The sequence below is a fragment of the Flagellimonas sp. ABD4_174 genome (assembly GCF_056160185.1).
The window spans coordinates 704,124-729,399 of the sequence record NZ_JBSWWP010000001.1; the positions used below are offsets into that span (position 1 = coordinate 704,124).

General features: G+C 41.6%; 29 protein-coding genes. 17 read left to right on the forward strand and 12 right to left on the reverse strand.

Annotated features, from left to right (window positions below):
* Positions 1-47 precede the first annotated feature (47 nt).
* A complete protein-coding gene (locus ACXAFK_RS03090) occupies positions 48-626 on the forward strand; it encodes a DUF3332 domain-containing protein (RefSeq protein ID WP_474956768.1) in 579 nt (192 codons plus the stop codon).
* Between the two features lie 63 nt (positions 627-689).
* Here the strand turns inward: ACXAFK_RS03090 and ahcY are convergent, their stop codons facing one another.
* Complete coding sequence (gene ahcY / locus ACXAFK_RS03095; RefSeq protein WP_474956769.1) at positions 690-2,006, reverse strand: adenosylhomocysteinase; 1,317 nt, start codon at positions 2,004-2,006, stop codon at positions 690-692.
* Between the two features lie 73 nt (positions 2,007-2,079).
* Here ahcY and ACXAFK_RS03100 point away from each other — a divergent pair, with 73 nt between their 5' ends.
* The 7 genes from ACXAFK_RS03100 (at position 2,080) to ACXAFK_RS03130 (ending at position 9,769) form a co-directional block, all read left to right on the forward strand.
* Positions 2,080-2,721: a 4'-phosphopantetheinyl transferase family protein gene (locus tag ACXAFK_RS03100; protein WP_474956770.1), complete on the forward strand. Its 642-nt coding sequence runs from the start codon at positions 2,080-2,082 to the stop codon at positions 2,719-2,721.
* A 41-nt stretch (positions 2,722-2,762) separates the two neighbouring features.
* Entirely contained in the window at positions 2,763-3,023 is a 261-nt protein-coding gene (locus ACXAFK_RS03105) for a YkoF family thiamine/hydroxymethylpyrimidine-binding protein (RefSeq protein ID WP_474956771.1), read from the forward strand.
* The gene (gene pnuC / locus ACXAFK_RS03110; protein WP_252080777.1) at positions 3,007-3,642 is read left to right on the forward strand and encodes a nicotinamide riboside transporter PnuC; all 636 of its coding nucleotides are present in this window, start codon (positions 3,007-3,009) and stop codon (positions 3,640-3,642) included. Before ACXAFK_RS03105 ends, pnuC begins: the two co-directional genes overlap by 17 nt.
* Positions 3,603-4,184, forward strand: a complete 582-nt coding sequence (locus ACXAFK_RS03115) for an AAA family ATPase (protein WP_224836224.1) — start codon at positions 3,603-3,605, stop codon at positions 4,182-4,184. The genes pnuC and ACXAFK_RS03115 overlap by 40 nt, the downstream gene beginning before the upstream one ends.
* Positions 4,165-5,700 carry a DUF4301 family protein gene (locus ACXAFK_RS03120; protein ID WP_474956772.1) on the forward strand — a complete coding sequence of 512 codons (1,536 nt, stop codon included), beginning with the start codon at positions 4,165-4,167 and terminating at the stop codon, positions 5,698-5,700. Before ACXAFK_RS03115 ends, ACXAFK_RS03120 begins: the two co-directional genes overlap by 20 nt.
* 771 nt (positions 5,701-6,471) lie before the next feature.
* The gene (locus ACXAFK_RS03125; protein WP_474956773.1) at positions 6,472-8,673 is read left to right on the forward strand and encodes a TonB-dependent receptor; all 2,202 of its coding nucleotides are present in this window, start codon (positions 6,472-6,474) and stop codon (positions 8,671-8,673) included.
* Between the two features lie 94 nt (positions 8,674-8,767).
* A complete protein-coding gene (locus tag ACXAFK_RS03130) occupies positions 8,768-9,769 on the forward strand; it encodes a Gfo/Idh/MocA family protein (RefSeq protein WP_474956774.1) in 1,002 nt (333 codons plus the stop codon).
* Here ACXAFK_RS03130 and ACXAFK_RS03135 read toward each other — a convergent pair whose 3' ends face one another.
* Positions 9,770-10,207, reverse strand: a complete 438-nt coding sequence (locus ACXAFK_RS03135; protein WP_224836228.1) for a Rieske (2Fe-2S) protein — start codon at positions 10,205-10,207, stop codon at positions 9,770-9,772.
* A gap of 187 nt (positions 10,208-10,394) precedes the next feature.
* Between ACXAFK_RS03135 and greA the strand changes: the two genes are divergently transcribed.
* Positions 10,395-10,871, forward strand: coding sequence for a transcription elongation factor GreA (gene greA, locus ACXAFK_RS03140; protein WP_207028130.1), 477 nt, complete (start codon positions 10,395-10,397; stop codon positions 10,869-10,871).
* A gap of 67 nt (positions 10,872-10,938) precedes the next feature.
* Positions 10,939-11,331, forward strand: a complete 393-nt coding sequence (locus ACXAFK_RS03145; protein WP_293298710.1) for an HIT family protein — start codon at positions 10,939-10,941, stop codon at positions 11,329-11,331.
* Here ACXAFK_RS03145 and ACXAFK_RS03150 read toward each other — a convergent pair.
* The gene (locus ACXAFK_RS03150; RefSeq protein WP_224836231.1) at positions 11,324-11,674 is read right to left on the reverse strand and encodes a hypothetical protein; all 351 of its coding nucleotides are present in this window, start codon (positions 11,672-11,674) and stop codon (positions 11,324-11,326) included. The two genes, ACXAFK_RS03145 and ACXAFK_RS03150, sit on opposite strands and share 8 nt — an antisense overlap.
* 9 nt (positions 11,675-11,683) lie before the next feature.
* Positions 11,684-12,829, reverse strand: coding sequence for a sensor histidine kinase (locus tag ACXAFK_RS03155; RefSeq protein ID WP_252080771.1), 1,146 nt, complete (start codon positions 12,827-12,829; stop codon positions 11,684-11,686).
* A 120-nt stretch (positions 12,830-12,949) separates the two neighbouring features.
* On the opposite strand from ACXAFK_RS03155, the gene ACXAFK_RS03160 reads away from it, so the two are divergent.
* Together ACXAFK_RS03160 and aat are read left to right on the forward strand one after the other, a co-directional pair.
* Complete coding sequence (locus ACXAFK_RS03160; protein ID WP_474956775.1) at positions 12,950-13,312, forward strand: DUF3127 domain-containing protein; 363 nt, start codon at positions 12,950-12,952, stop codon at positions 13,310-13,312.
* 123 nt (positions 13,313-13,435) lie between these two features.
* Positions 13,436-14,080, forward strand: a complete 645-nt coding sequence (gene aat / locus ACXAFK_RS03165) for a leucyl/phenylalanyl-tRNA--protein transferase (RefSeq protein ID WP_474956776.1) — start codon at positions 13,436-13,438, stop codon at positions 14,078-14,080.
* Here aat and ACXAFK_RS03170 read toward each other — a convergent pair.
* From ACXAFK_RS03170 to ACXAFK_RS03180, 3 genes are read right to left on the reverse strand one after another with little or no spacing between them, the layout of a single operon-like run.
* Entirely contained in the window at positions 14,051-14,737 is a 687-nt protein-coding gene (locus ACXAFK_RS03170; RefSeq protein WP_252080769.1) for a DUF2490 domain-containing protein, read from the reverse strand. The genes aat and ACXAFK_RS03170 overlap by 30 nt on opposite strands.
* On the reverse strand, positions 14,724-15,305 hold the full coding sequence (locus tag ACXAFK_RS03175; RefSeq protein ID WP_474956777.1) for a hypothetical protein: 582 nt from the start codon (positions 15,303-15,305) through the stop codon (positions 14,724-14,726). Before ACXAFK_RS03175 ends, ACXAFK_RS03170 begins: the two co-directional genes overlap by 14 nt.
* Positions 15,295-15,858 (reverse strand): DNA-3-methyladenine glycosylase I, encoded by a 564-nt coding sequence (locus ACXAFK_RS03180; protein ID WP_224836237.1) that lies wholly within the window; start codon positions 15,856-15,858, stop codon positions 15,295-15,297. The genes ACXAFK_RS03175 and ACXAFK_RS03180 overlap by 11 nt, the downstream gene beginning before the upstream one ends.
* 119 nt (positions 15,859-15,977) lie before the next feature.
* On the opposite strand from ACXAFK_RS03180, the gene ACXAFK_RS03185 reads away from it, so the two are divergent.
* From ACXAFK_RS03185 to ACXAFK_RS03205, 5 genes are all read left to right on the forward strand, one after another.
* Entirely contained in the window at positions 15,978-16,664 is a 687-nt protein-coding gene (locus ACXAFK_RS03185; RefSeq protein WP_293298728.1) for a TetR/AcrR family transcriptional regulator, read from the forward strand.
* A complete protein-coding gene (locus tag ACXAFK_RS03190) occupies positions 16,657-18,324 on the forward strand; it encodes a peptidase domain-containing ABC transporter (protein WP_474956778.1) in 1,668 nt (555 codons plus the stop codon). The genes ACXAFK_RS03185 and ACXAFK_RS03190 overlap by 8 nt, the downstream gene beginning before the upstream one ends.
* A gap of 5 nt (positions 18,325-18,329) precedes the next feature.
* Positions 18,330-19,685 carry an HlyD family secretion protein gene (locus tag ACXAFK_RS03195; protein WP_224836240.1) on the forward strand — a complete coding sequence of 452 codons (1,356 nt, stop codon included), beginning with the start codon at positions 18,330-18,332 and terminating at the stop codon, positions 19,683-19,685.
* The gene (locus ACXAFK_RS03200; protein ID WP_474956779.1) at positions 19,669-21,084 is read left to right on the forward strand and encodes a TolC family protein; all 1,416 of its coding nucleotides are present in this window, start codon (positions 19,669-19,671) and stop codon (positions 21,082-21,084) included. The genes ACXAFK_RS03195 and ACXAFK_RS03200 overlap by 17 nt, the downstream gene beginning before the upstream one ends.
* Before the next feature lie 81 nt (positions 21,085-21,165).
* Complete coding sequence (locus ACXAFK_RS03205) at positions 21,166-21,786, forward strand: thioredoxin family protein (protein ID WP_252080765.1); 621 nt, start codon at positions 21,166-21,168, stop codon at positions 21,784-21,786.
* On the opposite strand, the gene ACXAFK_RS03210 is transcribed toward ACXAFK_RS03205, so the two are convergent.
* From ACXAFK_RS03210 to ACXAFK_RS03230, 5 genes are read right to left on the reverse strand one after another with little or no spacing between them, the layout of a single operon-like run.
* A complete protein-coding gene (locus tag ACXAFK_RS03210) occupies positions 21,769-22,488 on the reverse strand; it encodes an energy transducer TonB family protein (protein WP_252080764.1) in 720 nt (239 codons plus the stop codon). The genes ACXAFK_RS03205 and ACXAFK_RS03210 overlap by 18 nt on opposite strands.
* A gap of 48 nt (positions 22,489-22,536) precedes the next feature.
* Entirely contained in the window at positions 22,537-23,241 is a 705-nt protein-coding gene (gene truB, locus ACXAFK_RS03215) for a tRNA pseudouridine(55) synthase TruB (protein WP_474956780.1), read from the reverse strand.
* Between the two features lie 32 nt (positions 23,242-23,273).
* Positions 23,274-24,068, reverse strand: coding sequence for an undecaprenyl-diphosphate phosphatase (locus ACXAFK_RS03220; protein WP_224836245.1), 795 nt, complete (start codon positions 24,066-24,068; stop codon positions 23,274-23,276).
* Between the two features lies 1 nt (position 24,069).
* A complete protein-coding gene (locus tag ACXAFK_RS03225; RefSeq protein WP_293298747.1) occupies positions 24,070-24,336 on the reverse strand; it encodes a DUF3098 domain-containing protein in 267 nt (88 codons plus the stop codon).
* Between the two features lie 9 nt (positions 24,337-24,345).
* The gene (locus tag ACXAFK_RS03230) at positions 24,346-25,224 is read right to left on the reverse strand and encodes a cell division protein FtsX (RefSeq protein ID WP_252080761.1); all 879 of its coding nucleotides are present in this window, start codon (positions 25,222-25,224) and stop codon (positions 24,346-24,348) included.
* Between the last annotated feature and the right edge of the window lie 52 nt (positions 25,225-25,276).

Genomic DNA, 25,276 nt, shown 5'->3' on the forward strand with positions numbered 1-25,276 from the left:
GGATTTCTTTTTGTAGCTTTAAGAACATTAACTATAAATCTTAAATCATGAAAAAAGCAGTTATTTCATCACTATTGGCTTGTTCTATTTTGTTTACCAGTTGTTTAGGGTCGTTCAGTGCGTTCAATAACCTAAAAGATTGGAACCAAGGGCTGACCGACAGCAAGTTCTTGGACAACTTGATTTTTTGGGGATTGAACATTGTTCCGGTTTACGGATTGTTCTTTCTTGGCGATGCAATCATATTTAATGTGATAGAGTTTTGGTCCGGCTCCAACCCAATTGCCATGAAGGACGGCGAGTCGGAAACCCAGATGGTGGAACACGATGGCAATACTTTTGAGATGATCGCCACTAAAAACAGGATTCAGGTAACTGTGGTGGAAGGGCCAAAAAAAGGAAAGAAAATAGATTTGGTCTACAAGCCCGGCGAAAAATCGTGGAATGCCATTAGGCCAAATGGAGAAATTATAAAGCTATCTTCTTTTGAAGAAGGTTTCTATATTGTTCATATGCCCAACGGTGAGAAAGTAAAAATAGACCCTATGAGCACTAGAGAAGAAGGGTTGGCGTTGCTTAAAGAAAAGGATACCTATTATTATAACGAAACCCTTTTGGCCGAATAAAAAACATTGAATAATAAAAAACCCATGGTGTTTGCCATGGGTTTTTTTATATCATTTTGTTTCTTAGTATCTGTAGTATTCCGGTTTAAACGGCCCTTCTACTTTTACTCCAATATAATCGGCCTGCTCTTTATTGAGTTCGGTTAGCTCTGCCCCTAATCGGGATAAATGCAACTTGGCAACTTTTTCATCCAAATGTTTGGGTAGCATGTATACTTCGTTGGCATATTTGTCACTGTGTTTCCAAAGTTCGATCTGCGCCAACGTCTGGTTGGTGAAAGAGTTGCTCATTACAAAACTTGGGTGGCCGGTGGCACAACCAAGGTTTACCAATCTACCTTCGGCCAATACGATCACATCTTTACCTTCAATGGTATATTTATCTACCTGTGGTTTTATTTCGTCTTTGGTATTGCCGTAGTTTGCGTTCAACCAGGCCATATCAATTTCATTATCAAAATGACCGATGTTGCAAACAATGGCTTTGTCCTTCATGGCCCTGAAGTGTTCTTCTCGGATAATGTCCTTGTTTCCGGTAGTGGTAATTACAATATCCGCATTGGGCACCACGTTTTCCAATCGCTTTACCTCAAAACCGTCCATACAGGCTTGCAGAGCACAAATAGGGTCGATTTCGGTAACGGTTACAATGGCCCCAGCTCCACGGAAAGATGCAGCTGTTCCTTTTCCAACATCTCCATAACCGGCAACAACAACCCTTTTGCCCGCCAACATGGTGTCGGTGGCCCTACGAATGGCATCCACGGCACTTTCGCGACACCCGTATTTATTGTCGAACTTCGATTTGGTCACGGAGTCGTTCACGTTTATGGCCGGCATTGGAAGCGTGCCATTCTTCATTCTTTCGTACAAGCGGTGTACTCCTGTGGTGGTTTCTTCTGAGAGGCCTTTTACGCCTCCGGCCAATTCAGGATACTGGTCCAAAACCATATTGGTAAGATCTCCACCATCGTCCAGTATCATGTTCAAAGGCTGTCTGTCCTCTCCAAAAAACAGGGTTTGCTCTATGCACCAATCAAATTCCTCTTCGGTCATCCCTTTCCAAGCGTAAACCGGAATACCTGCGGCAGCTATGGCGGCAGCGGCGTGGTCCTGTGTAGAGAATATATTGCAAGAACTCCAGGTTACATCGGCGCCAAGAGCCACCAAAGTTTCAATTAAAACGGCGGTCTGGATCGTCATATGAAGACAACCGGCAATCCTTGCCCCTTTTAAAGGTTGTTGGCTCCCATATTCTTTTCGCAAGGCCATTAGCCCGGGCATTTCTGCTTCTGCAAGCTCAATTTCTTTCCTTCCCCAATCTGCAAGAGAGATGTCCTTTACCTTATACGGTACATACGGAATTGTCTTTGTGCTCATACTTTTTATAAATTTACTTTTGTAGCTTCGCTTAAATAGTGCACAAAGATACGAATTCGCTTAACTTTTGTTCATGCCAGTTTACAAAACAATAACAGTTTCCCCTACCACAAAGGTCTACATCTGGAAAGTTACGGAGCCAGAGGCCCAACTTGCTCTGGATGTGGAGTTGACGGATCATTGCCAAAAACGAATGGAAGACATGAAATCGGAGGCGCACCGAAGGGCTTTTTTAAGTATCAGGCACCTGCTGGCACTGGCTGGGTATGTGGATCACGACCTCTATTACGACGATTTTGGTAAGCCCCATTTAAAAGATGGCAACTATATCTCCATTACCCATTCACATAATTTCACCGGGATTATTGTCAGTGAAACCGATCAAGTGGGAATAGATATTGAGATGCAGAGGGACAAGATCTTAAGAATAGCCCACAAATTCACCCCTATCCAAGAATATAAAACCTTGGCCAATTCAGAGGCGTTGATGCGAAAATTGACCATAGTCTGGGGGGCAAAGGAGTCCTTGTACAAAATTTATGCACAGCAAGGACTCAGTTTTTTACGACATATTGATGTAATGGATTTTTCTTTTGACGATACACGGACCGTAGCTGAAATATTGTACAAAGGAGAAAAAACACATTACGAAATTGATTTTCTGGAATTTGAAGGTTTTACATGTGTGTATGCCCTAAAATTGATGGGTGGGTGATAAATCCTTTTTGTAGATTTGTCCAGTAACCATAACCGCCAATGAAAATTTCCGTAGAGCTTGCGCTGTCGCCACTTCAAGATGATTTTGAAGCCCCTGTTATTGAGTTTATCAAAAAAATGCGTAATTCTGGATTGACCATTTTGGAAAATCCATTGAGCACCCAAGTTTTTGGAGATTACGATAGGGTGATGGATGTTCTTCAAACCGAGATCAAGGAAAGTTTTGAAAGTTTGGACCATGTGGTTTTGACTATGAAAATGGTGAAATCTGACAGAAGTGAGTATGAACCCCATTTTTGATTTTTTCCTAGGTCCTTACGAGGATAGGGAGCTTTCCCTGATCATACTTGAGGCAACCGCCTTTTTTTTCGGGATTGCCAGTGTGGTCTATGCCAAAAAAGAGGATATTCTGGTATATCCCACAGGTTTGGTCGCTACCGTAATAACCACGTATATTTTTTTTGTGGACAGTTTGTTCGGGGATATGATGATGAATTTTTATTATTCCATGATGAGTATCTATGGCTGGTGGAACTGGGCCCGCAGAAAGGACAATAGACAGCCTGTGGTGCATATAACCAGAACAAGTTCCAAAGAAAAATGGATCGGTTTCGGCTTTTTTGTGCTGACCATGTTGGTCACCTATGGCGTGTATAAAATCTTCGGTGCCGAAATCGGTCCGACCAATTATGTGGACATATTTACATCGGGCGTTTTTTTTACGGCAATGTGGTATATGGCCAATAAAAAATTGGAAAACTGGACCCTTTGGATATTGGGTGATTTAATAACCGTACCTTTGTATGCGTATAGGGGATGGGGTATGTTCTCTTTGCAATACCTCATTTTTACTGTGTTGGCAATACAGGGATATTTAGCATGGAAGAAAAGCTTGGGCAAGAGCCCTCAAACCTCATAAAAGTAGTCCTGTTCGGACCGGAATCCACAGGCAAGACCACACTGTCCAAACAACTGGCAGCGCATTACCAAACAGAATGGGTGCCCGAGTACGCCCGCGAATATCTACAAGACAAATGGGACCGAGAACAGAAAACTTGTGAACCTCATGATCTGCCCCCAATTGCATACGGGCAAATGGCATTGGAGAACAAATTGGCCAAAAAAGCCAATAAGGTCTTGATATGCGATACTGATCTTTTGGAAACCAAAGTGTATTCAGAGGCTTATTATGATAGTACTTGTGATCCATTGATAGAAAAATATGCACTCCAAAACAGTTACGATCTTTATTTTTTGACCTATATAGATACGCCCTGGGTGGCAGATGATCTGAGGGACAAGCCGGACGAAAGAGAGCGTATGTTCGGATATTTTAAGGAGGCTTTGGAACAGAATAATAGGAAATTCATTAAATTAAGGGGTGATAAAGCATCAAGGCTTAAAACAGCAATTGAACATATAGATAAACTACTCCAAAAACATGATCGAATTAAGTCCTAAAGACTTGGAACAACTGGATTCCAAAGGAATATCCAAAGAAAAAGTAGAAAATCAGATACAAACATTTAAAGATGGGATTCCCTTTGTGCAGCTATCGCAAGCAGCTGTAGTGGGCAATGGCATACTTCGATTTTCCGAGAAAGAACAGTTAGATCTTCTGCAGTATTTTGAAGACCATCGCTCAGAACTGGACCTTTTAAAGTTTGTGCCCGCTTCGGGCGCGGCATCCAGAATGTTCAAGGCCATGTTCAACTTTTTGGACAGTTACGATCCATCAAAAGAAAAGCTCTCCGAATATATCGATAGAACAGGGGATACCGATGCCAAAAAGTTTACGGATAACCTATCCAGTTTTCCGTTTTATGACCGGATTATGACCAGGATCAAGGGAAAAGCATCCAATGGGGACGAAGAAGCTTTTCTTTTTGTAAAGGAAATGTTGATGGAAAGTGGACTTAATTATGGATTTTATCCCAAAGGATTGTTGCCATTCCATCAGTATGAAACTGGTGCGGCAACACCTTTTGAGGAACATTTAAAAGAGGCCGTACTTTACGCAAAAACCAAAGGCAGGGCAAATCTCCATTTTACCGTATCCGAACAGCACGATGCCATGTTTGCCGAAGAAGAAGCACAGGTGGGACCAAAAATTTCAGAAAAAACGGACACCAGTTTTAATGTCTCGTACTCAAATCAAAAACCATCTACCGATACCATTGCCGTGGATATGGACAACAAGCCCTTTAAAAATAATGATGGCTCTATCTTGTTTCGTCCAGGTGGGCACGGAGCACTTATTGAAAACTTGAATGATCAAGATGCCGACATAGTCTTTATTAAAAACATAGACAACGTTGTTATCGATAAGAATCTCGAAACCGTGGCCAATAGCAAAAAAATGTTGGCAGGAGTCCTTAAGAAAGTGCAGGACAAAGCCTTTGCGTATGCCAAACTGTTGGAGGGTGAAGTATCTTTTGAAAAAGCCGATGAGATCAAGGCATTTTTGGAGAAAGACCTAAATGTTCGTATGCCCGGAAATTACGACGATTTTAGTGTAGCGGAGCAAAAATCAATTTTAAAGGATAGGATCGACCGTCCCATCCGTGTATGCGGAATGGTGAAGAACGAAGGAGAACCTGGAGGAGGTCCATTTTGGATAAAAGATAATGAAGGAAATATATCGCTTCAAATTATTGAATCCGCACAGATAGATCAAAACAATAGACAACAAGCTGCCATTTTACAAAACTCCACACATTTTAACCCTGTGGATTTGGTTTGTGGTGTCCGTAATTACAAAGGAGAAAAATATGATCTTTTGGATTTTGTAGATCATAAACAAGGTTTTATAACGGAAAAAACCAAAGAAGGAAAAGAGCTCAAGGCACTCGAGCTTCCAGGTCTGTGGAATGGAGCAATGGCATTTTGGAACACCATTTTTGTGGAGGTGCCCTTGGTTACATTTAATCCAGTAAAAACCGTGAACGATCTTTTAAAGCCTACGCATCAGGTGTAAAACAATATGTTTCAACAAGTTGGAGCCCATTGCATTTTATGTAATGGGATTTTTTGTTTTTGAAAGTGACCAATGAACAAAAGCTGTGTCTTATAAGTAAACACGAAATTATTTTCGGTTATGGAATTGAATTGAGATAATCCGAAAGGGTTATTTAAAGTTGGTTGATTGGTTTGTTAAGAAGCCGTGCATATTGTGCGGCTTTCTTTAAGATCAGGCCCAAATTACAGAACACTATACTTAATACTATGTTTAGCAAAATTGTGCTTATTATGGATTTGATCTCTTTGGGATTGGCTCTATACGTATTGATAATTTATCTGCAGAACAGAAAAAGAGACGAGGATATTAAAAATTAGGGTGATGCTATATAAACACTATCCATGTATTGTCCATTTGCCAGATTATAGATAGCTTTTCCAAGCGATTGTGATCACGCAAAGTGAAAGAGACTGCTTCGGCGGTCTTTTTTATTTGTGGGTAAACGGTTTTCTTGCAATTCGTTTTTAAAAATCATCACAACAACTTACATTTGCCGCATCTCAAAGGGGTGCTTTTACCAAAAGGCTGAGATTATACCCAATGAACCTGGGCGGGTAATGCCGCCAAGGGAATGCGCAGATCGCGCATCTTGGAATTTCTATGTTTCATCAGAAACAAAAATCAATTATTAACAAAGAATAATGACCCCTTTTATTCGTAGCAATTTTACGAATGAAAACCCTTTATTCAATTATGCAGTGCAAGGCCGCAGCACTAAAAAGCGGTTCAATGCGACAGACAAAGAAAAGAAACCGTTATCGCATTAAATTTTTGTGGTCCACTCTAGCCCTATTCGGCTTGGCATTTTCTGTAAGTGCACAAGAAGAAATCGACACATTGGAAGGCAAGAAAGTGACTCTGGACGAAGTCTTGGTACAGGGTGTGAGGGCAACCAAGGAATTTCCCATTACATTTTCCGAATTGGACAAAGTGGAACTCGCACCGCGGAATCTGGGGCAGGATATCCCGATTCTAATGAATTTTATGCCCGCTGTGGTAACTACATCCGATGCAGGTGCCGGCGTGGGCTACACGAGCATTCGGGTACGTGGCAGCGACGCCACAAGGGTAAACGTTACCATTAATGGTATACCTTACAACGATGCCGAATCGCATGGTAGTTTTTGGGTGAACATGCCCGATTTCGCTTCTTCAACACAAAACTTGCAATTGCAGCGTGGAGTGGGAACATCTACCAACGGCGCCGGTGCCTTTGGAGCAAGTTTAAACCTGCTTACCGACGCATTTTCCGAAGAAGGATACGCAAGGATCTCGTCTTCTGTGGGCAGTTTTAGTACTTTACGGAACAATGTTAAGTTCAGTACCGGACTGTTGAACGACCATTTTGAATTCTCCGGAAGGTTGTCCAGGATAACTTCGGATGGCTATGTGGACCGTGCATCATCAGAACTGGACGGTTATTTTTTACAAGGGGCATATAAAAATGAAAACACCCTGGTAAAAGCCTTGCTTTTTGGAGGGCATGAAATCACCTACCAAGCTTGGAACGGCATCACCGCAGAACAGTTAAGGGACGACCGTACCTATAATTCCGCAGGAGAATATACGGACGACAATGGCACCACCCAATACTACGACAAAGAAGTGGATAATTACAAACAAGATCATTTTCAGTTGCATTGGTACGAAACATGGAACGCTTCTTGGAACACCCATTTTGCCGTACATTATACTCGGGGAAGAGGCTATTTTGAACAATTCAGGGAAGAGGATGATTTTGCTACCTATGGATTGGAGCCCATCATTGTAAATGGAGATTTGGTGGAAACCACCGATTTGATCCGCCGACGATGGTTGGACAATGATTTTTATGGAGGTATTTTTTCCGCGACATATAAAAATAATGGTCTGCAACTTATTGTTGGAGGTGGATACAACGAGTACAAAGGAGACCATTTCGGAGAGATTATCTGGGCCGAATACGCCGGTAGCACCGAAATTAGGGATAGGTATTATGATGATTCCTCCACAAAAACCGATCTGAACTTTTATACCAAAGCCAATTACCAGTTAACGGACCAATGGTCTTTGTTCGGCGACCTACAATATCGTGGCGTATCTTACGAGGCCAATGGAGAGGATACAGGATTGGTGGACGATACCTTTAATTTTTTTAACCCAAAAGCGGGTGTAACTTTCGATTTGAATCGGAACCATAACTTTTATCTATCCTACGCCAGGGCCAATCGTGAGCCTAATCGTAACGATTACGAAAGTGGAAGTCCAAAACCGGAAAAATTGAACGATTTTGAGCTAGGATGGCGATACGTTTCCCCTAGTTTTCAAGTAAACACCAATGTATATTATATGCGTTACAAAGATCAGTTGGTGCTTACCGGTGAATTGAACGACGTTGGAGCACCATTACGTTCCAATGTGGGCGATAGTTATAGGTTGGGGCTCGAAATCGATGCTTCCGTCAATTTGTCCAATGTCTTTACTTGGAGGCCCAACATCGCCTTGAGCGATAACCGTAACCTCGATTTTTATTTTGAAAGAGATGGTGAGCTTCAAAATTTAGGGAATACAAATATTGCCTATTCTCCCAAATTGATTGCAGGGAACATTATCACGTATTCGCCAGATCAAGATTTTCAATTGTCCATTCTGTCAAAATTTGTGGGCAAACAGTACATGGGCAATATCGATTCGGACAATTCTGTACTGGATAGCTATTCACAAACGGATTTGAATGTGCAGTACACCATACAAACCAATTCTTTTGTAAAAAGTATTGTGTTTTCTGGTTTGGTCAATAACATTTTTGATGCAGATATTGTTTCCAATGGGTATTTTTACACCTTTGATGACGATTACTCCAATCCAGGAACCGTTACTACCATTGAAGGGGCCGGTTATTACCCACAAGCAGGGATTAATTTTTTATTGGGAGCGACCATCAATTTTTAAAAGAAAAGTAAGTTCGGGATAACCCTAAAGGGTTATGTACCGGGATTTGATTTTTGATACATTTTTTATATCGGGATTCTGTAATTTTAACACAATGACAGAATCCCGTTTTAATTTTTCCGAAAAACACCCTCTTAGGTGGGGCGTAATAGGTTGTGGTAGCGTAGCCGAGAAAAAAAGTGTGCCTGCCTATCAGAAGACCAAGGGCTTCCTGGTGGAATCGGTAATGCGAAGAAATGCCGGGAAAGCCCAAGACTATGCCAACCGGCACCAAATCGCACAATGGACAACCGATGCGGATAAAGTAATCAACAATCCGGATATCGATGCGGTTTATATTGCAACGCCTCCCGACACACATAAATTTTACGCTTTAAAAGTTGCCGAGGCAGGAAAGCCTTGTTGTTTGGAAAAACCAATGGCTCCTACATACCGGGAGAGTTTAGCCGTATATGAAGCTTTTAAAAGCAAGGATATTCCGCTTTTTATCGCCTATTATCGACGTTCGTTACCAAGGTTTTTACAAGTAAAACAGTGGTTGGAGGACGGTCTAATTGGAGAAGTAAGGCATATTCACTGGCAAAAAACAAAACCCCCGAACCCAATCGATTTATCGGAATCGTACAACTGGCGAACCGATGTTAATATTGCCCGAGGAGGATATTTTGATGATCTGGCAAGCCATGGTTTGGATCTGTTTACGTTTCTTTTGGGAAACATTAAAAAGGTCAGTGGGTTTGGAACCAATCAACTTGGTCTGTACCCCGCTTTCGATGCCGTTACTGCACATTGGGTGCACGAAGGCGGCACAACCGGTAGTGGCAGTTGGAATTTTGGTACGCATCACCGATCGGACAATGTTGAGATTTTGGGTTCACAAGGGCGAATAAAGTTTTCGGTTTTGGATGAAGCACCCATCGAAATAGAGAACCCATCAGGCCATCAACGGATACATATTGATCACCCAGAGCACATTCAACAACATCATGTGGAACATATAAAACAGCATCTTTTGGGTGCGGTGGTTCACCCATCAACGGGAAAAACGGGATTGCATACCAGTTGGGTAATGGAGCAAATTCTAAAACAAAAGTGATCAGTTGGAAATAATCACCGTATTTCCACTCTGCGTAGCATTGTAAAAAAGAAGGTCGTAATAACGGTTGCCATCATCTGGTCTGTCCAGTTGTTGCCCTGTAAAAAGGCTATACGTATATCCCTCGCAACCGCAGACAACATTCTGTCCGTCAATCGTCATGGTAGAGCAATTGTTCGGTGTGTGGTTGGGGCAACTGGCCTCAAAGGCATAAAAGGTATTTAAACTCGATTTTATAACAAAGGCCCCACGGGTACCAACACCATTGTTGCCAACGTAAACAGGATTTCCAATATTGTTGAGGTCGTTGTAAAGCGGTAGGTTGAGGTTGAGTTCAAAGCGGAACCGAACCTCTTGCAAATATGGATTTCGATTGGATGAATCCGAGCTACACGACAGAATAACGGCTAAAAGAACAATGGCCCAGAACTGTTTCATAATCAAAGTTTGAATGTCTTTCCGAGACAAAGTTGATGAAAAATTGTATATATTTGCGTTAAATCCTCGCAAAAATACCGTGCAGGTCATGGGTATAGTTGAGGATTTTTTGTATTTATAAAGTAAGCGCGTATTGGGGAAATTTTTTGATTTTCTTCAATGCCCTATTGCATTAAAAATTAACGATATGAGCAAAGTTTCATACTACACGCCCGAAGGACTAAAAAAATTAAGGGACGAACTGAACCACCTGAAAGATGTGGAACGTCCCAAGGCTTCGCAGGCCATTGCCGAAGCAAGGGATAAAGGAGATCTTTCCGAGAACGCAGAATATGATGCGGCCAAAGAAGCACAGGGCCTATTGGAAATGAAAATATCCAAAATGGAAGAAACCCTGGCCAATGCTCGATTAATAGATGAATCACAATTGGATACCTCCAAAATATTGGTGCTTTCCACGGTTAAGCTCAAGAACCAGGCAAATGGTATGGAAATGAAATACACCCTGGTGGCAGAGAGCGAAGCCGACCTAAAAACAGGAAAAATATCCGTTACCTCCCCTATTGGAAAAGGCTTGTTGGGCAAAAAAGTGGGCGATGTTGCCGAGATCAAAGTGCCCAATGGAACCTTAAAATTTGAGATTTTGGAGATTACACGAGAGTAACCGCTACAAAATTAGTTATATTTAATCCCGTTTTTCAACGGGATTTTTTTATGTAAAACAACGGATAATGGCCAGCATATTCACAAAGATCATAAACGGGGACATACCTTCCTATAAGATAGCGGAAGATGAGGATAACTTTGCTTTTTTGGATATTAATCCAAATACCAAAGGGCATACCTTGTGTGTTCCAAAAAAAGAAGTGGACAAAATCTTAGATCTTGATGAGGAATCGTACATGAAGTTGATGGCCTTTTCCAGAAAGGTGGGGCAGGCCATAGAAAAAGCTGTGCCCTGTAAGCGTGTAGGAATGTCCGTAATCGGGCTCGAAGTTCCACATGTGCATGTGCATTTAATACCTTTGAACACGATGGCAAACGCAACTTTTCAACAAAAAGAAAGTTTGACCACAGAAGAATTCGAAGAAGTGGCCAAGGATATAAGAGCTTACCTCAATTAAAACTTTCCAAGTAAAAATATACCCCAGCAGCTACTAGGCATAGCATTAAAATCAGAATAATAAAAAAGAGCATGGTAAACCTTACCGCAGGTCGGTCGGGATTTACCAGTTTGTTGTAGTAATCGTAAACACGTTCAATATCCGGGGTCCAATCCACTGGATAAATCGTTGAGTGGCACTTTTTACATTGGATATCGTGGCTCACCACACCTGTGGTCCTGTGATAGAATGCATTAAAAGTATGTTTTTGATAAAAGGTAATCTTAAGTTCCTGATTAAAACACACGGGGCAGTTGTTGGTAATATCAGCTTCTTGAATTACAAGTTTTTTTTCCTTGGCCATAACCTAAATTTATAGTGCTCTTATGGAAATCTGCATGATAGTTCCTTCTTTACTGGACGAAAATACTTTAATTTTTCCTTTATGGTACTCCTCAACGATTCTTTTTACCAAAGAAAGGCCTAATCCCCAGCCCCTTTGCTTGGATGTTACCCCTGGGTCAAAAATATTTTGAAAATCACTTTTAGGGATTCCGTGGCCGGTGTCCGAGATCAGTATGTTGATATTTTGCCCCTTTTTTTCAATCTGTATGGCAATGTTGCCTTTGCCCTTCATGGCATCGATACCGTTTTTTACCAAATTTTCAATACTCCAGTTGTAGAGCGGGGGGTTCATCAATACCATGGCCTGGTCCACATTGGAACTAAAAGAAAAATGGACCAATTTGGAACTACGCTGTTTAAGGTAATCATAAGCTTTTTTGGTTTCGTCGACAATATCGTGTTCCCGAAGCTCCGGTATGGAGCCAATTTTGGAAAAACGCTCGGTAATGGTCTCCAAACGGTCGATGTCCTTGGCAATTTCTTGAGTAACCTCAGGGTTGATATCTTCCGATTTGAGCAGTTCGTTCCATCCCAACAAAGAAGTTAAGGGGGTTCCTATCTGGTGCGCGGTTTCCTTGGCCATACCCGCCCAAAGTTTATTTTGCTCGGAAGCCTTATTGGTACGAAAGAAAAAGAAGATTACGGCGCCAAACAAGAAAATGATCAAAAGTAGGGCCAAAGGGTAGTATTTTAGTTTGTTCAGCACCTCGGAATTGCCATAATATAAGGTTTCCAGCAGTTCGTCTTCCTGAATGATCTGTATGGGCTCATTCTCGTTTTTGAACTGAACGATTTTTTTATGGATATATACACTATCGGTTATTTTGTCCTCCGGGATATTGTGTGTTTTGTAAGAACCCTCCTCGTTGACCAAGATCATGGGGGTCGACGTGTTGTTGCCAAGGACTTTAAGGGTTAGGTTGCCCAGTTCTTGATCTACAGAGGATTGGATGAGCTCCAATTGTGCAGTGGCCCAAATTTCCATCTTTAAACGTTCCTCCTCCTTGAATTTACGGAAGAAACTATTGGTATTCCACAAAATAAGACTGACGATCACGAATGCCGAGATCAGCATTATAATATTGGAGGTTTTCCTTTTTGGACTAAAGTTCATAAAGGTCAATTTCTTTTTAAAGATAACAAATGGAAAACATGTTGATAGTTAGTTGAAATAACGGTGATCCATGGAATTCATTTTATGTATTTTTGAGTTTTCAACAAAAATTAACATTGCATGGAAGTTCAGGGAAGAATAAAAATGATAGACGAGACCAAGACATACGGCAATAATGGTTTCAGAAAAAGAGAGATGGTCGTGACCACCGAAGAGCAATATCCACAACATATAATGATAGAGTTTGTGCAGGATAAATGTGATTTGCTGAACAACTACAGTGTTGGGCAAATGGTCAAGGTAAGTATCAACCTAAGAGGAAGGGAATGGGTAAACCCACAAGGCGAAACCAAATATTTTAACTCTATCCAAGGATGGCGTATAGAAAACTTGCAACAAGAGCAAGGATCGGACAATATGCCACCCGTACCCCCAATGGAAGCTTTTGAGCCTGCGGACGATCATGATGACCTGCCGTTTTAATCCATAAAACAACGTAAAACAAGTTATAAATAAAATCCGGGCGTTGTGTTCGGATTTTCTTGTTTTGGGACCTATTTGTATTTTTAAGAAAAATTGATCTTGGAAAACACTCCATTACATTTTTTGGGCAAAAGGTTGGAGTTTCCTCCCGTTGAAACTGCCGGAGAAGATGGATTGCTCGCTGTTGGGGGCGATTTATCCCCAGAAAGATTATTGTTGGCCTATAAGAATGGTATTTTCCCTTGGTTCAACGATGATTCCCTGATACTCTGGTGGACACCGGACCCGAGAATGGTCCTTTTTCCAGAAAAGGTGAAGATTTCCAAAAGTATGCGCAAACTGATCCGTGAAGGAAAATTTACCCTTACCCAGAATAAATGTTTTGAGCAAGTCATAGATTATTGCGCTCAAATACATCGAAAAGGGCAAGAGGGTACCTGGATTACACCCGAAATGAAAATGGCCTATATGAATCTCTATAAAAAAGGATTTATTAAATCCTACGAGGTCTGGGAAGATGGCGAACTAGTCGGTGGCTTGTACGGGGTGGACCTGGGACATGTATTTTGTGGAGAAAGTATGTTCAGTCTAACTTCCAATGCATCCAAGTTCGCATTTATAAAAATGGCCCAAGAAATGTATAAAAACGGGTATCGGATCATTGACTGCCAAGTGCATACGGATCACCTGGAAAGTTTGGGTGCCGAATTGCTGCCCAGAAAGGAGTTTATGAAAGTCCTACAAGGACAACTGCATGCTCGTCAATAGAAAAAGAATGTTTTGCGGTAAAGAGGAGCTGTAATCTTCCAGCCTATATTCAATACCCATTTGAAGCTTTAACCCCCCTTGGAGTTGCCACCCTACCTGGCCGGAAAGGCGCGTATCGTATTGTGGTGAAGTACCTTTGGCAACGCTCAGCAAATTTTCCAAACTGCCAACAAAATAAGGTTCGCCCAAGTCCAGTTTTTCCCCGATTAAAGGAAAGTCCATGGCATACCTATATCGAAACCGATGAGTGGTGAGCGATTGGGTAATTCGTTGCTCGGCACGTATCCGATGTCCGTAACGGATGGCATTGGGCCTTTGGGCAATGTTGTATTGTTGGGTTGTTCTCAGTTCATTTTCTTTGTCCTCGAAGTTGTTTCTGAACCTATATTGGACCCCTAGTGCAATACTTTGATTGTCGCGGATATTTAAATTGGAAAAATGGGCAAGGTCCAATTGCCTGGCTCTTAAAAGAAAATCCTCATTGCTAAAAATATAATTTCGGCTCGCCAAAGAAAAGTTGTGGGAGTACGATCCGGCAACCTTGTAGTTGACCGCGATCTGTGGCTGCAAATAGGCCGTTAAGTTTTTTTGGGCCCAAATGGTCGGGGATACCGAAAGTAATAAAACAAACAAAAGCAATCGCTTAGTACAGCACATGGTCATAGCTTGGAGGGAAAGATTTACGAATGGCGATTAGATTTCCGTCGGCATTGAACAAAGCTTCGTATTCTTGAAAACCATTCTTTTCTTTTGCCGAGAATATAAGCTCATAATTTACATCTGGCAGAATTAAATTTTGGAACGCATTGTATAGGGTTTTCTCCACGGACTGTCCTTTGTGCGCCGGATATTGTTGCTGTATTTTCTTTACCCTGTGATTACTGTGGTTTTTTGCCAAATAGTGTTGTATCGCATCCCAGGTGGCATTGGGGAGGTCCCGCTCTTTTACTTTAAATTCCACATCTTCCAGAAAACCTTGCTCGTTAAATTCCACGCTGTAATGCAGACGGCCTTTTTTAAATTTGACTTCGTAGCTTTTTTTTGTGCTGTCCGTTTCCTGATAAAAACGAACACGTTTGGCGTTTTGTAGGTATTCTTGGATCAATCCATAGGATTTGGAAGGGAATTGTTCTTGCTCTATTCTGGACTCTCTTTCGTACTTGTTTTGCGCAAACACGGTCTGTGCCATAGCAAGTATTGCCAGTATGATGACTTTATACTTCATGGTATCTAAAACAATTTACTTCGTGGTCGTTTACCATACCGGTGGCCTGCATATGGGCGTAAATAACCGTACTGCCAACAAACTTGAACCCTCGTTTTTTTAGATCCTTGCTAATAATGTCGGATAGTTCGGTAGTGGCAGGAGCATCCCTATAATTTTCCCATTCGTTTTTAATGGGATTGCCGTTCACAAAATCCCAAATATACTTGCTAAAACTACCAAACTCTTTTTGCGTGGCCATAAATGCCCGTGCATTGGATACGGTGGCATTTACTTTTAATTTATTTCTGATGATGCCCGGGTTTTGTAACAGGCTATCGATTTTGGTTTGATTGTATTGAGCAATCTTATTGTAGTCGAAATTATCAAAGGCCTCCCTAAAATTTTCGCGTTTGCGTAAAACAGTGATCCAGCTCAAACCAGCTTGAAACGTTTCAAGTATCAAAAACTCGAAGAGCGTGGAGTCATCCTTAACTGGAACTCCCCATTCCGTGTCGTGGTAAGCTTCGTAGAGTGGGTCGCCCAAGCACCATCCACACCTATGTTTCTTCATCGCAGTTCACTTTTTATCAAAAGTAATGGAAAAAGTCTAGAGTTAATTGAAAGTTAAAGTATCATACAATAATAGTATTACTTTTATATTTGCGAGAGAAAATTTTAAAAGTGTGAGTAATGGATTTACTTATGAAATCCTTAAAAATTGGAGTTAACGAGAAACTCTATATAAAAGACCCGGAGTCTTCCACTTTAGGAAAGAATATTGTGCAGCACAGTATACTGTTGATCGATGAAATCGGGTTTGATCATTTTACCTTCAAAAAACTGGGAGAAAAAATAAACTCCAACGAAAGTTCCATTTATCGGTATTTCGAGAACAAGCATAAACTTCTACTCTATTTGGCCACGTGGTATTGGGGATGGATGGAGTATAGAATGGTTTTTGCCACCAATGGGATATCCGACCCGGTAAAAAAACTGGAAAAGGCGGTGGAGATCTTGACCAAGAGCATTGAGGAGGATACTTCCGTGACCCATGTGAACGAAGTGGTATTGAGCAGATTGATCATCAACGAATACTCCAAATCCTATTTGGTAAAAGAAATCAACCAAGAAAACAAGGACGGTTACTTTGTTGTTTACAAAAGACTGATCAACCGTCTCAGTGATATGATCAAAGCAGTGGACGATCACTATCCTTATCCGATCAGTTTGGCCAGCAACGTTTTGGAGGGATCGCTCCATCAATATTTTTTGCAGGAACATTTCCCTACCATAACCAATTGTAACCATAAGATAACACCAACAACTTTTTTTACAGATCTAATTTTTCGCACCTTAAACAAAAAAGTAAATGGCTAAACATATACTCACGGCTTGGCAACGGTTAACGGGACTTCTGACCTTGGACAAGAAAGACATTTTTCAGATATTTTACTATGCAATTTTTGCCGGATTGGTGAACCTTTCCCTGCCATTGGGGATACAGGCCATAATTAATCTTATACAGGGGGCCAGAGTAAGCACATCGTGGATCGTGCTGGTAGTTTTGGTCACCTTGGGGGTTGCATTTGTAGGTGTTTTGCAATTGATGCAGATACGAATCATTGAAAATTTACAACAGAAAATTTTTACCAGGGCATCTTTTGAGTTTGCTTACCGATTTCCAAAAATTAAGATGAGCGAGTTGAGGTACTACTATCCACCAGAACTTGCCAATCGTTTTTTTGATACGCTGACCGTCCAAAAATCACTGTCCAAAATATTGATAGATTTTCCAGCAGCTTTGTTGCAGATCGTATTTGGTCTGTTGCTGCTATCCTTTTATCATCCGTTCTTTATCATATACGGACTCTTGTTGCTCTTATTGATTTACATCGTATTCAAATTTACGGCACAAAGAGGGTTGGATACCAGTTTGGAAGAATCAAAAATAAAGTACAAAGTGGCGCATTGGGTACAAGAGATCGCCCGATCCATTATTAGTTTTAAACTTTCTGGAAAAACATCCCATGCCTTGGACAAGAACGATGCTCTTGTAAGTGATTATTTAGAGGCCAGGGAGAACCATTTTAAAGTATTGGTCCTACAATTTATTCAAATGATCGGTTTTAAGGTCTTGGTTACGGCGGGATTGTTGTTGATCGGAGGATTATTGGTTCTGGACCAGCAAATGAACATAGGACAGTTCGTAGCTGCGGAAATCATCATTCTTTTGGTGATCAGTTCTGTTGAAAAACTGATTTTGGGATTGGAAACATTTTATGACCTTTTAACCTCTTTAGAAAAAATGGGGCAGGTCGTGGACAAGAAATTGGAGCCCAAAGACGGGGAAACCCCATTCAATGATCAAGATGGGTTAACTATCGAACTACAAGATGTAGTGTACAAGGTTCCCGGACTGGAAAAGAAGATTATAGATAACCTGTCCTTGACCGTTGGTCCCGATTCCAAATTGTTGATATTGGGAAAAAGTGGTTCCGGCCGGTCCACGCTCTTAAGAATGATGGCTGGGATCCTAGAACCCGATTCCGGTAAAATATATGTGAATAATGTATCGCTCCAAGGTGTAAAACTGAGCCAGTACCGTGCATATTTAGGGCATTCCCTTAAAGAAGAATATCCATTCGAAGGAACGCTGTTGGACAATATTACCTTTGGGAACAAAGATATACCGATGGAAGATGTGTACTGGGCCTTGGAGAAAGTGGGGCTTACTGAGTTCGTTAAAGAACAGCCACAGGGACTTAAAACCATCTTGTACCCCGAGGGTAAAAAAATACCGGACTTTATCTCCAGAAAAATTGTTTTGGCACGCAGTGTTGTTACCAGACCAAAGCTAATGATCTTAAAGGACCCCTTGGAGCAATACGATGAAGAAGCAACAGAACGGATGATGGACTTCCTTACGGATCCGGCCAATGGATGGGCACTTGTAGTGGTTAGCGAGAACCCAAAATGGGAGAATCGCTGTAATCAAATCATTCGAATGGATAACGGTAGATTGACAAACATAAAATAAAGCTCATGCTCAATATTTCTTCCAATAACAAGTTGAACGAGAAAGTGGACCTTACAGGTTATAAGGCGGGCCAAAAAGTCTTTCATAAAAGACATTACAAACATTTTAATCGCTTTTTGGCATATTTTTCCATAACAGTGTTCTTTATGATGTTTTTGCCCTGGACACAGAATATCACGGGTAGAGGGTTCCTTACAACGCTGACACCGGATCAAAGACCGCAGACCATACAGTCCCCGATACCTGGCCGAATAGAAAAATGGTATGTAAGAGAAGGGGACTATGTGCAAAAAGGGGATACCATCCTATATATTTCCGAAGTAAAAAGTGAGTATTTCGACCCCAATTTGGTAGAGCGCACCGGTCAGCAGATCAAAGCAAAGGAAATGGCCGTAACGTCGTATCAGGAAAAGGTCAAAGCGCTGAACCAACAAATAAATGCACTCAAAAGTGAGTTGGGACTAAAATTGGAGCAAGCCCGAAATAAATTGGTGCAGTCCAAATTAAAGGTGAAAAGCGACAGTATTGATCTGGAAGCGGCAAACACCAACATTACCATTGCCCAACGGCAGTACGATCGTACTCAAAAATTACAAGAAGAAGGCCTAAAAGCTGTGACAGATGTTGAGGAGAAACGCCTTAAGTTGCAAGAGACCCAGGCCAAATTGATAAGTCAGGAAAACAAATTGTTGACCAGTAAAAACGATGTGATCAATGCGCAAGTGGAAATCAATAGGGTAAAGGCGGAGTATACGGATAAGATTTCCAAGGCACAGAGCGATCTGTACACGGCGCAATCCAATCAGTTCGATTCCGAGGCACAGGTAACAAAATTAGAGAATCAATATACCAACTACGAGATGAGGAACAATATGCTGTACATACGTGCTCCTCAAAATGGGTATATTACAAAGGCGATCCAATCCGGAATCGGTGAAACTTTTAAAGAAGGTGCCCAATTGGTAGGTATAATGCCCGCTGATTATGATGTGGCCGTAGAAACATTTGTGGAGCCCATAGATTTGCCTTTGATCCATTTGGATGAAAAAGTGCGGATTCAGTTTGATGGATGGCCGGCTATCGTATTTAGCGGCTGGCCCAATGCATCCTACGGTACTTTTGGCGGTAAGGTCGTGGCCATCGAAAACTTCATCAGCCCCAATGGGAAATACCGGGTACTATTGGCGCCGGACGAAGAAGAAGCCCCATGGCCAAAAGATATTCGTGTAGGATCCGGAGCAAGTACCATCGCACTTTTGGAAGACGTTCCGGTTTGGTTTGAATTGTGGAGACAGCTCAACGGCTTCCCTCCAAATTATTATCAACCCCAAAATACTAGCGCAAATGCCACAAAGAAATAGAAGCCAACTTTTATTTTTTGCCCTACTGATCTTTGCTACCTGTACATTTTATGCACAACAAGATGTATCGGTGCTCGGCTTTAAGGAATATTTGGGGTATGTAAAAAAATATCACCCAATTGCCAAGCAGGCACAACTGAATATTGCCATAGGGCAGGCCAACCTTATGAAAGCAAGGGGTGGCTTTGACCCTAAAGTTGAGGTAGATTACGATACCAAAGAGTTTAAAGGGACCGAGTATTGGGATCGATTGAATACGACTTTTAAGATACCCACATGGTTTGGTATTGAGCTAAAAGGGAATTATCAACAGCGTGAGGGTACCTATCTCAATCCCGACGAGACTTTGCCAGATGATGGTCTGTACAGTGCAGGGGTCTCCATGTCCGTATTGCAAGGATTTTGGATCAATGAGCGAATGGCAACCTTAAAAAGGGCAAAGTTTTTTAGGGAACAGACCAAAGCCGAACAAGATCTACAGGTAAACCAAGTCTTATACAATGCCTCATTGGCCTATTTTGATTGGTTAATGGCCTTTAAGGATGCCGAAGTGTACCGGGATTTTTTACAAAATGCCGAAACTCGTTTTCAGGGGGTCAAGGAAAGTGCCATGGCCGGCGAAGTTGCCATGATCGATACAGTAGAGGCAAAAATTGCTGTTCGAAACCGGGATTTAGGTTATCAACAAGCCAAGGTGAAACTGATGAAAAAATCACTCGAACTCAGTAATTACCTATGGATCGAGGATGTGCCCGTTGAGCTTCAACCTGGGGTAAGACCTAATTTGGAGCCCGAGATGGATATCAATTCAACATTGGAGATCGAGGGTATGCCATTGGATAGCTTCAGTTTGGCATCACATCCGAAACTTTTGTCATTGAACTATAAAATAGAAGGGTTAACGGTTGACAAAAGATTGAAAGCCAATAAACTATTGCCAAAATTAAAGGCGGAATACAATTTTATAACCGAAACACCAGAATTCATAAACTCATTTGTTACCGAGAACTACAAAGCGGGCTTAAGTTTTCAAATGCCCATATTCCTGCGCAAGGAACGTGGAGACCTAAAATTGGCAAAATTTAAACTCAGGGATGCCGAATATGAGCGCGACAATGCCGAAGTGGAAATTCAGAACAAAGTAATTGCCATTTATAACGAGTTGGACTCTTTTACCCAACAAAATCAGCTCATCCGGGATATAGTAAATGACTATTCCACGATGTTGACCGCCGAAGAACGTAAATTCAGTTTTGGGGAAAGTTCCCTGTTTTTGATCAATTCCAGGGAAAGCAAGCTTATCGATGCTTACTTAAAGCAGAACGAAATGCAGAACAAATTTTTCCATACCAAAGCGATGTTGTTCAAGAGTTTGGCCATTAACCCCAAAGCATTGTAAGGAATAGCCTCTAATAACTACCAATGACAAAAGTCAGAAAATGGGTGGATGGCCCAATGTACTTTTGAAAAAATCAATTTTATGGAAGTATTGGAAAAGAATCGATTGGAAATAGTCCGGGAATATCTTCAGAAAGGGATGGATTACAGAACTTATAGCGAATTGGTGAGCGAACTCGCAAAATCCGGTAAAACTACTGGTCCTGTTCAATCCGATGCCCTAATTAATTATACCAAACTTGGCGACCGTAGAATGGTGCGGTGGGAGAAGACCTTTAAGATTTCGGAAGAGGATCAACAAAAGTTGAGCAACCTGGATAGGCAACTTGTTTTTTTGGCCCTGTCCGAGAGTTGGTGCGGTGATGCGGCGGCCAGCTTGCCCGTAATCGCCAAAATAGCCGAAGCTAGTCCCAATATTACCTTTAAGATCGTTTTACGGGATGAGAGCCTTGACCTTATGGATGCATTTCTTACCAAAGGAGCACGTTCTATCCCCAAGGTGATCGTGCTGGACAAGAACAAAAATGAAATTGTCGGTGAATGGGGCCCAAGACCTAGCATTGCCACTAAAATGGTAGAGGACTGCAAAAGGCAACACGGGAAACTTACCGACGAGTTTAAACAGGAACTACAGGTGTGGTACAATAAGAACAAAGGGCAAAATATCCTAGAGGATATATTGGAACTACTTGCCTTGGAATAGGTAGGTTATGGTTCCGATCTGCGAATTTTTGGAATCGGGGCTAAAGCGTGCTTTTAATGCATAGGCAATGGCATTGTCCACTAAACAACCATTATTGGTTCCGGAACTTTTATCGTTAAAACTTGCCTCGGTAACATACCCGTTGTTATCCACCGTAATGTTCACCACCACTTTGCCGCCTTCAATACAGGTGTAAATAGGCGGAGGAAGATAATAGGCATTTCTTTCTACCAATGAATAGGAAATGGAAGTGCGCCGATCTTTTAAATAGTTGGTGTACTCTTCTTTTTGGGCATCGCGTTCCCCTAATTTTTCTTTCTTTTCGTCGCGTTGTTCCCGGAGTTTTTTTAATTGATCTTCGAAACCGGAATTATCGGCATATTCCCCGGATTCGCTGCTCAAAGCTCTTTCTTCCATGAGCTCTTCCAGTGTTTTTAGGGGCTCTGGGTTGCCAACACTGGGTTTTGCGGTTTCGTTGAGGGCCATGTGGCTTTTAATGGGGTCATTGGCAGCTCGCATTTCTTCCAGTCTCTCTTCCTCTTCCTCAATAAGCTTTTCAATATCCTCGTCGGCCAGGCTCATTTCAATAACATACTCATCCTCTTGTACGCCCCCTAGGTGAATATTGAAAAGCAATAAAATCACTATGGACATAGAGAAGAAAGTAATCAAAAGTGATAACTGGCTCTTGTTAAGGTTCATGGCTTTACTATAACCGCTTTTTTATTAAAATATTTTATTTGGACCTATTTAGGTCGGTGTATTTACCTCAAGTTTTTCCTTGAAAACATTGGGGCTTGTAGCATTATCTACGTTGAAATCCCCTATTTTGGTTCTTCTTAGTTTGCTAAGATGGGCCCCGGACCCTAAAGCCTTGCCAAAATCGTGCGCAAGCGAACGTATATAGGTCCCTTTGCTGCACACTACCCTAAAGTCCACTTCGGGGAGATTAATTCGGGTGATCTCAAATTCAAGAATTTCTATTTTTCTTGATTTTATCTCCACTTGTTTGCCTTCCCTGGCGAGTTCATATAATCGCTTCCCATCTTTTTTTAAGGCTGAAAAAATAGGGGGTACTTGGTCAATCTCTCCTAAAAATTGTGTCGTGGCTTCTTGGATTGATTCATTGGTAAGATGTTCTGTGGGAAAGGTCTCGTTCACTTCGGTCTCCAGGTCGTATGAAGGCGTAGTAGCTCCCAAAGTAATAGTTCCGGTGTACTCTTTTACCTGCCCTTGAAGCTCTGGAATTTTTTTGGTGAATTTCCCCGTACAGATAATCAACAAACCAGTGGCCAAAGGGTCCAATGTTCCAGCGTGGCCAATTTTAATTTTTTTTAGATTGAATTTTTTCCGGATGGCCCATTTTAGGGCATTCACTGCTTGGAACGAAGTCCATTCCAAAGGCTTATCGATCAAGAGTATCCGACCGTTCAAAAAATCTTCTTGGGTATTCAAAAAATTGGGATTTTGGCATCAAATATACTGATCTATCCCCAAATGCTCCAAGCAAGGGCAATTAACCCAACTATTAAACAGTAAATGGCAAAATAACTAAGCTTGCTCTGGCGTACCAGCTTGATCATCCAGGTACAGGCCGCCAATCCGGCAAAAAAAGCGGCTGCAAACCCTGCCCCCATGGCTATGGCCTGATCACCATGAAAATTGATTTCGCCTCCCATAAGATCTTTGGCCACTTTTCCCAAGATCAACGGGACTACCATTAAAAAGGAAAAACGTGCCGATTTTGTCTTGTCAACTCCTAAAAGTACGGCAGCCGAAATAGTTGCCCCACTTCGGGAAATACCGGGCAGAATGGCAACGGCCTGTGCCATTCCAATAATAAAGGAACTACGAAAGGAAACACCTTTTTCCGTAGTTTTGGCCAAATCTGCCAAATACAGTAAAAATGCCGTAATTATGAGCATTATCCCTACGATTACAATGGCCCCATCAAAAAACACTTCGATAAAATCGTTTAAAAACAATCCTACCAAGGCGGCGGGAATCATCGAAATAACAATCTTTAAGGAAAATTGGGTCTCTTCGTTCCATTTAAATTGAAAGAGGCCTTTCAAAATATCGAAAACATCTTTCCGAAATACCACCAAGGTGCTCAGTGCCGTGGCAAAGTGCAAGATTACGGTAAATAAAAGGCTTTCCTCTGGAACGGCCTGTGCTCCCAATATGGCTTTTCCCAATTCCAAGTGTCCGCTGGACGAAACGGGTAAAAATTCGGTCAATCCCTGAATGATTCCAAGGATAATAGCATCGATTATCTCCAAATTACTCCTTGTTTTTCTTGTTAGGATTCAACAAAATGGCGTACACTTGAATGCCTAGACCGATAAGAATCAAGGTTGGTGCAAGGCGGATTCTTCTAAAGTTGTATATCTCGGGGTTGAATACTTCGGGGTCGTCGCTTCCGCCACCGCTCATCAAAATAAACCCAAGGGCAATAAAGGCAATACCTATAAATAGGAAGAGATAGTTTTTCTTCTGGAAAACAAATTCTTTTGTAGGCTTTGAACCGTTGTTGTTTTTCTTGCTCATGCTGCAAATTTAGTAATAAAGATCGTCCGTTCTCAGGTTTAAAAAGCGTTGGGTCGCAAAATGGGTGCTGGCCCACGAAATGATAACGCCCAAACCAAATACACTAACGAACAAAATAATGAGAACGATATAATCTTGCAAAAGATTCAGTTCGGGGAAGTTTTTGTCGATATAGAACACCAATACACCCAACCCGATCAAAGCGACAACTGCCCCGACCATGCCCAGTTTAATGTTGGTCCAGATAAAAGGCCTTCGGATAAAGGTTTTGGTGGCGCCTACCATTTGCATGGTTTTAATAATGAATCTTTTGGAATAAATGGAAAGTCGGATGGAACTATTGATCAATAAAACGGCAATTACGGTGAAAACAGCACTGGCCACCAATATCCATAAACTGATTTTCCGTGCGTTGTTGTTGAGCAAGGAGATCAAGGGTTTGTCATAGCTAACTTCGTCCACGTAGGCCTTGGCCGCCAAGTCTTCTGCAATCTCATCAATTTGTTGTGGAGAGACAAAATCGGCCTTTAAATGCACATCGATGGAATTTTTCAAGGGATTGTAGCCCAAAAACTCTTCAAAGTTTTCGCCAATATCTTCGCTGTATTGTTCCGCCGCATCTTCTTTGGAAATGTATTCGGCGGATTTTGTGTGCTCCGCAAGGGCCAAACTTTTTTGTAACTGGTCAATCTCGACCGGCTTGGCATTATCTTTCAAAAACACCGAAATAGTGATCTGCTCTTTAAAATGGTCTGCCAATTTTTTGGTGTTGAGCACCAAAAGGCCCAAAACACCCAAAAGAAACAGGACCAGGGCAATGCTCAAAGCCACGGAAAAGTAGGAGGAAATCAGTTTTCGTCTCTGATATCGTTCAATATATTGGCTCATATAGTAGAATCAGTATGTAAAAATAGAAAAGTAAATTGTATTTAGGGGATTA

Coding starts and splice junctions, on each gene's coding strand:
- ACXAFK_RS03100 (WP_474956770.1), top strand. CDS start 2,080: ATGCCAGTTTACAAAACAATAACAGTTTCCCCTACCACAAAGGTCTAC.
- ACXAFK_RS03155 (WP_252080771.1), bottom strand. CDS start 12,829: ATGAACTTTAGTCCAAAAAGGAAAACCTCCAATATTATAATGCTGATC.
- ACXAFK_RS03205 (WP_252080765.1), top strand. CDS start 21,166: ATGGAAGTATTGGAAAAGAATCGATTGGAAATAGTCCGGGAATATCTT.
- ahcY (WP_474956769.1), bottom strand. CDS start 2,006: ATGAGCACAAAGACAATTCCGTATGTACCGTATAAGGTAAAGGACATC.
- ACXAFK_RS03185 (WP_293298728.1), top strand. CDS start 15,978: ATGGATTTACTTATGAAATCCTTAAAAATTGGAGTTAACGAGAAACTC.
- ACXAFK_RS03180 (WP_224836237.1), bottom strand. CDS start 15,858: ATGAAGAAACATAGGTGTGGATGGTGCTTGGGCGACCCACTCTACGAA.
- ACXAFK_RS03145 (WP_293298710.1), top strand. CDS start 10,939: ATGGCCAGCATATTCACAAAGATCATAAACGGGGACATACCTTCCTAT.
- ACXAFK_RS03210 (WP_252080764.1), bottom strand. CDS start 22,488: ATGAACCTTAACAAGAGCCAGTTATCACTTTTGATTACTTTCTTCTCT.
- ACXAFK_RS03120 (WP_474956772.1), top strand. CDS start 4,165: ATGATCGAATTAAGTCCTAAAGACTTGGAACAACTGGATTCCAAAGGA.
- ACXAFK_RS03105 (WP_474956771.1), top strand. CDS start 2,763: ATGAAAATTTCCGTAGAGCTTGCGCTGTCGCCACTTCAAGATGATTTT.
- ACXAFK_RS03115 (WP_224836224.1), top strand. CDS start 3,603: ATGGAAGAAAAGCTTGGGCAAGAGCCCTCAAACCTCATAAAAGTAGTC.
- ACXAFK_RS03150 (WP_224836231.1), bottom strand. CDS start 11,674: ATGGCCAAGGAAAAAAAACTTGTAATTCAAGAAGCTGATATTACCAAC.
- ACXAFK_RS03160 (WP_474956775.1), top strand. CDS start 12,950: ATGGAAGTTCAGGGAAGAATAAAAATGATAGACGAGACCAAGACATAC.
- ACXAFK_RS03090 (WP_474956768.1), top strand. CDS start 48: ATGAAAAAAGCAGTTATTTCATCACTATTGGCTTGTTCTATTTTGTTT.
- ACXAFK_RS03200 (WP_474956779.1), top strand. CDS start 19,669: ATGCCACAAAGAAATAGAAGCCAACTTTTATTTTTTGCCCTACTGATC.
- ACXAFK_RS03170 (WP_252080769.1), bottom strand. CDS start 14,737: ATGTGCTGTACTAAGCGATTGCTTTTGTTTGTTTTATTACTTTCGGTA.
- ACXAFK_RS03175 (WP_474956777.1), bottom strand. CDS start 15,305: ATGAAGTATAAAGTCATCATACTGGCAATACTTGCTATGGCACAGACC.
- ACXAFK_RS03230 (WP_252080761.1), bottom strand. CDS start 25,224: ATGAGCCAATATATTGAACGATATCAGAGACGAAAACTGATTTCCTCC.
- ACXAFK_RS03135 (WP_224836228.1), bottom strand. CDS start 10,207: ATGAAACAGTTCTGGGCCATTGTTCTTTTAGCCGTTATTCTGTCGTGT.
- ACXAFK_RS03130 (WP_474956774.1), top strand. CDS start 8,768: ATGACAGAATCCCGTTTTAATTTTTCCGAAAAACACCCTCTTAGGTGG.
- pnuC (WP_252080777.1), top strand. CDS start 3,007: ATGAACCCCATTTTTGATTTTTTCCTAGGTCCTTACGAGGATAGGGAG.
- ACXAFK_RS03125 (WP_474956773.1), top strand. CDS start 6,472: ATGCGACAGACAAAGAAAAGAAACCGTTATCGCATTAAATTTTTGTGG.
- ACXAFK_RS03190 (WP_474956778.1), top strand. CDS start 16,657: ATGGCTAAACATATACTCACGGCTTGGCAACGGTTAACGGGACTTCTG.
- ACXAFK_RS03195 (WP_224836240.1), top strand. CDS start 18,330: ATGCTCAATATTTCTTCCAATAACAAGTTGAACGAGAAAGTGGACCTT.
- greA (WP_207028130.1), top strand. CDS start 10,395: ATGAGCAAAGTTTCATACTACACGCCCGAAGGACTAAAAAAATTAAGG.
- ACXAFK_RS03225 (WP_293298747.1), bottom strand. CDS start 24,336: ATGAGCAAGAAAAACAACAACGGTTCAAAGCCTACAAAAGAATTTGTT.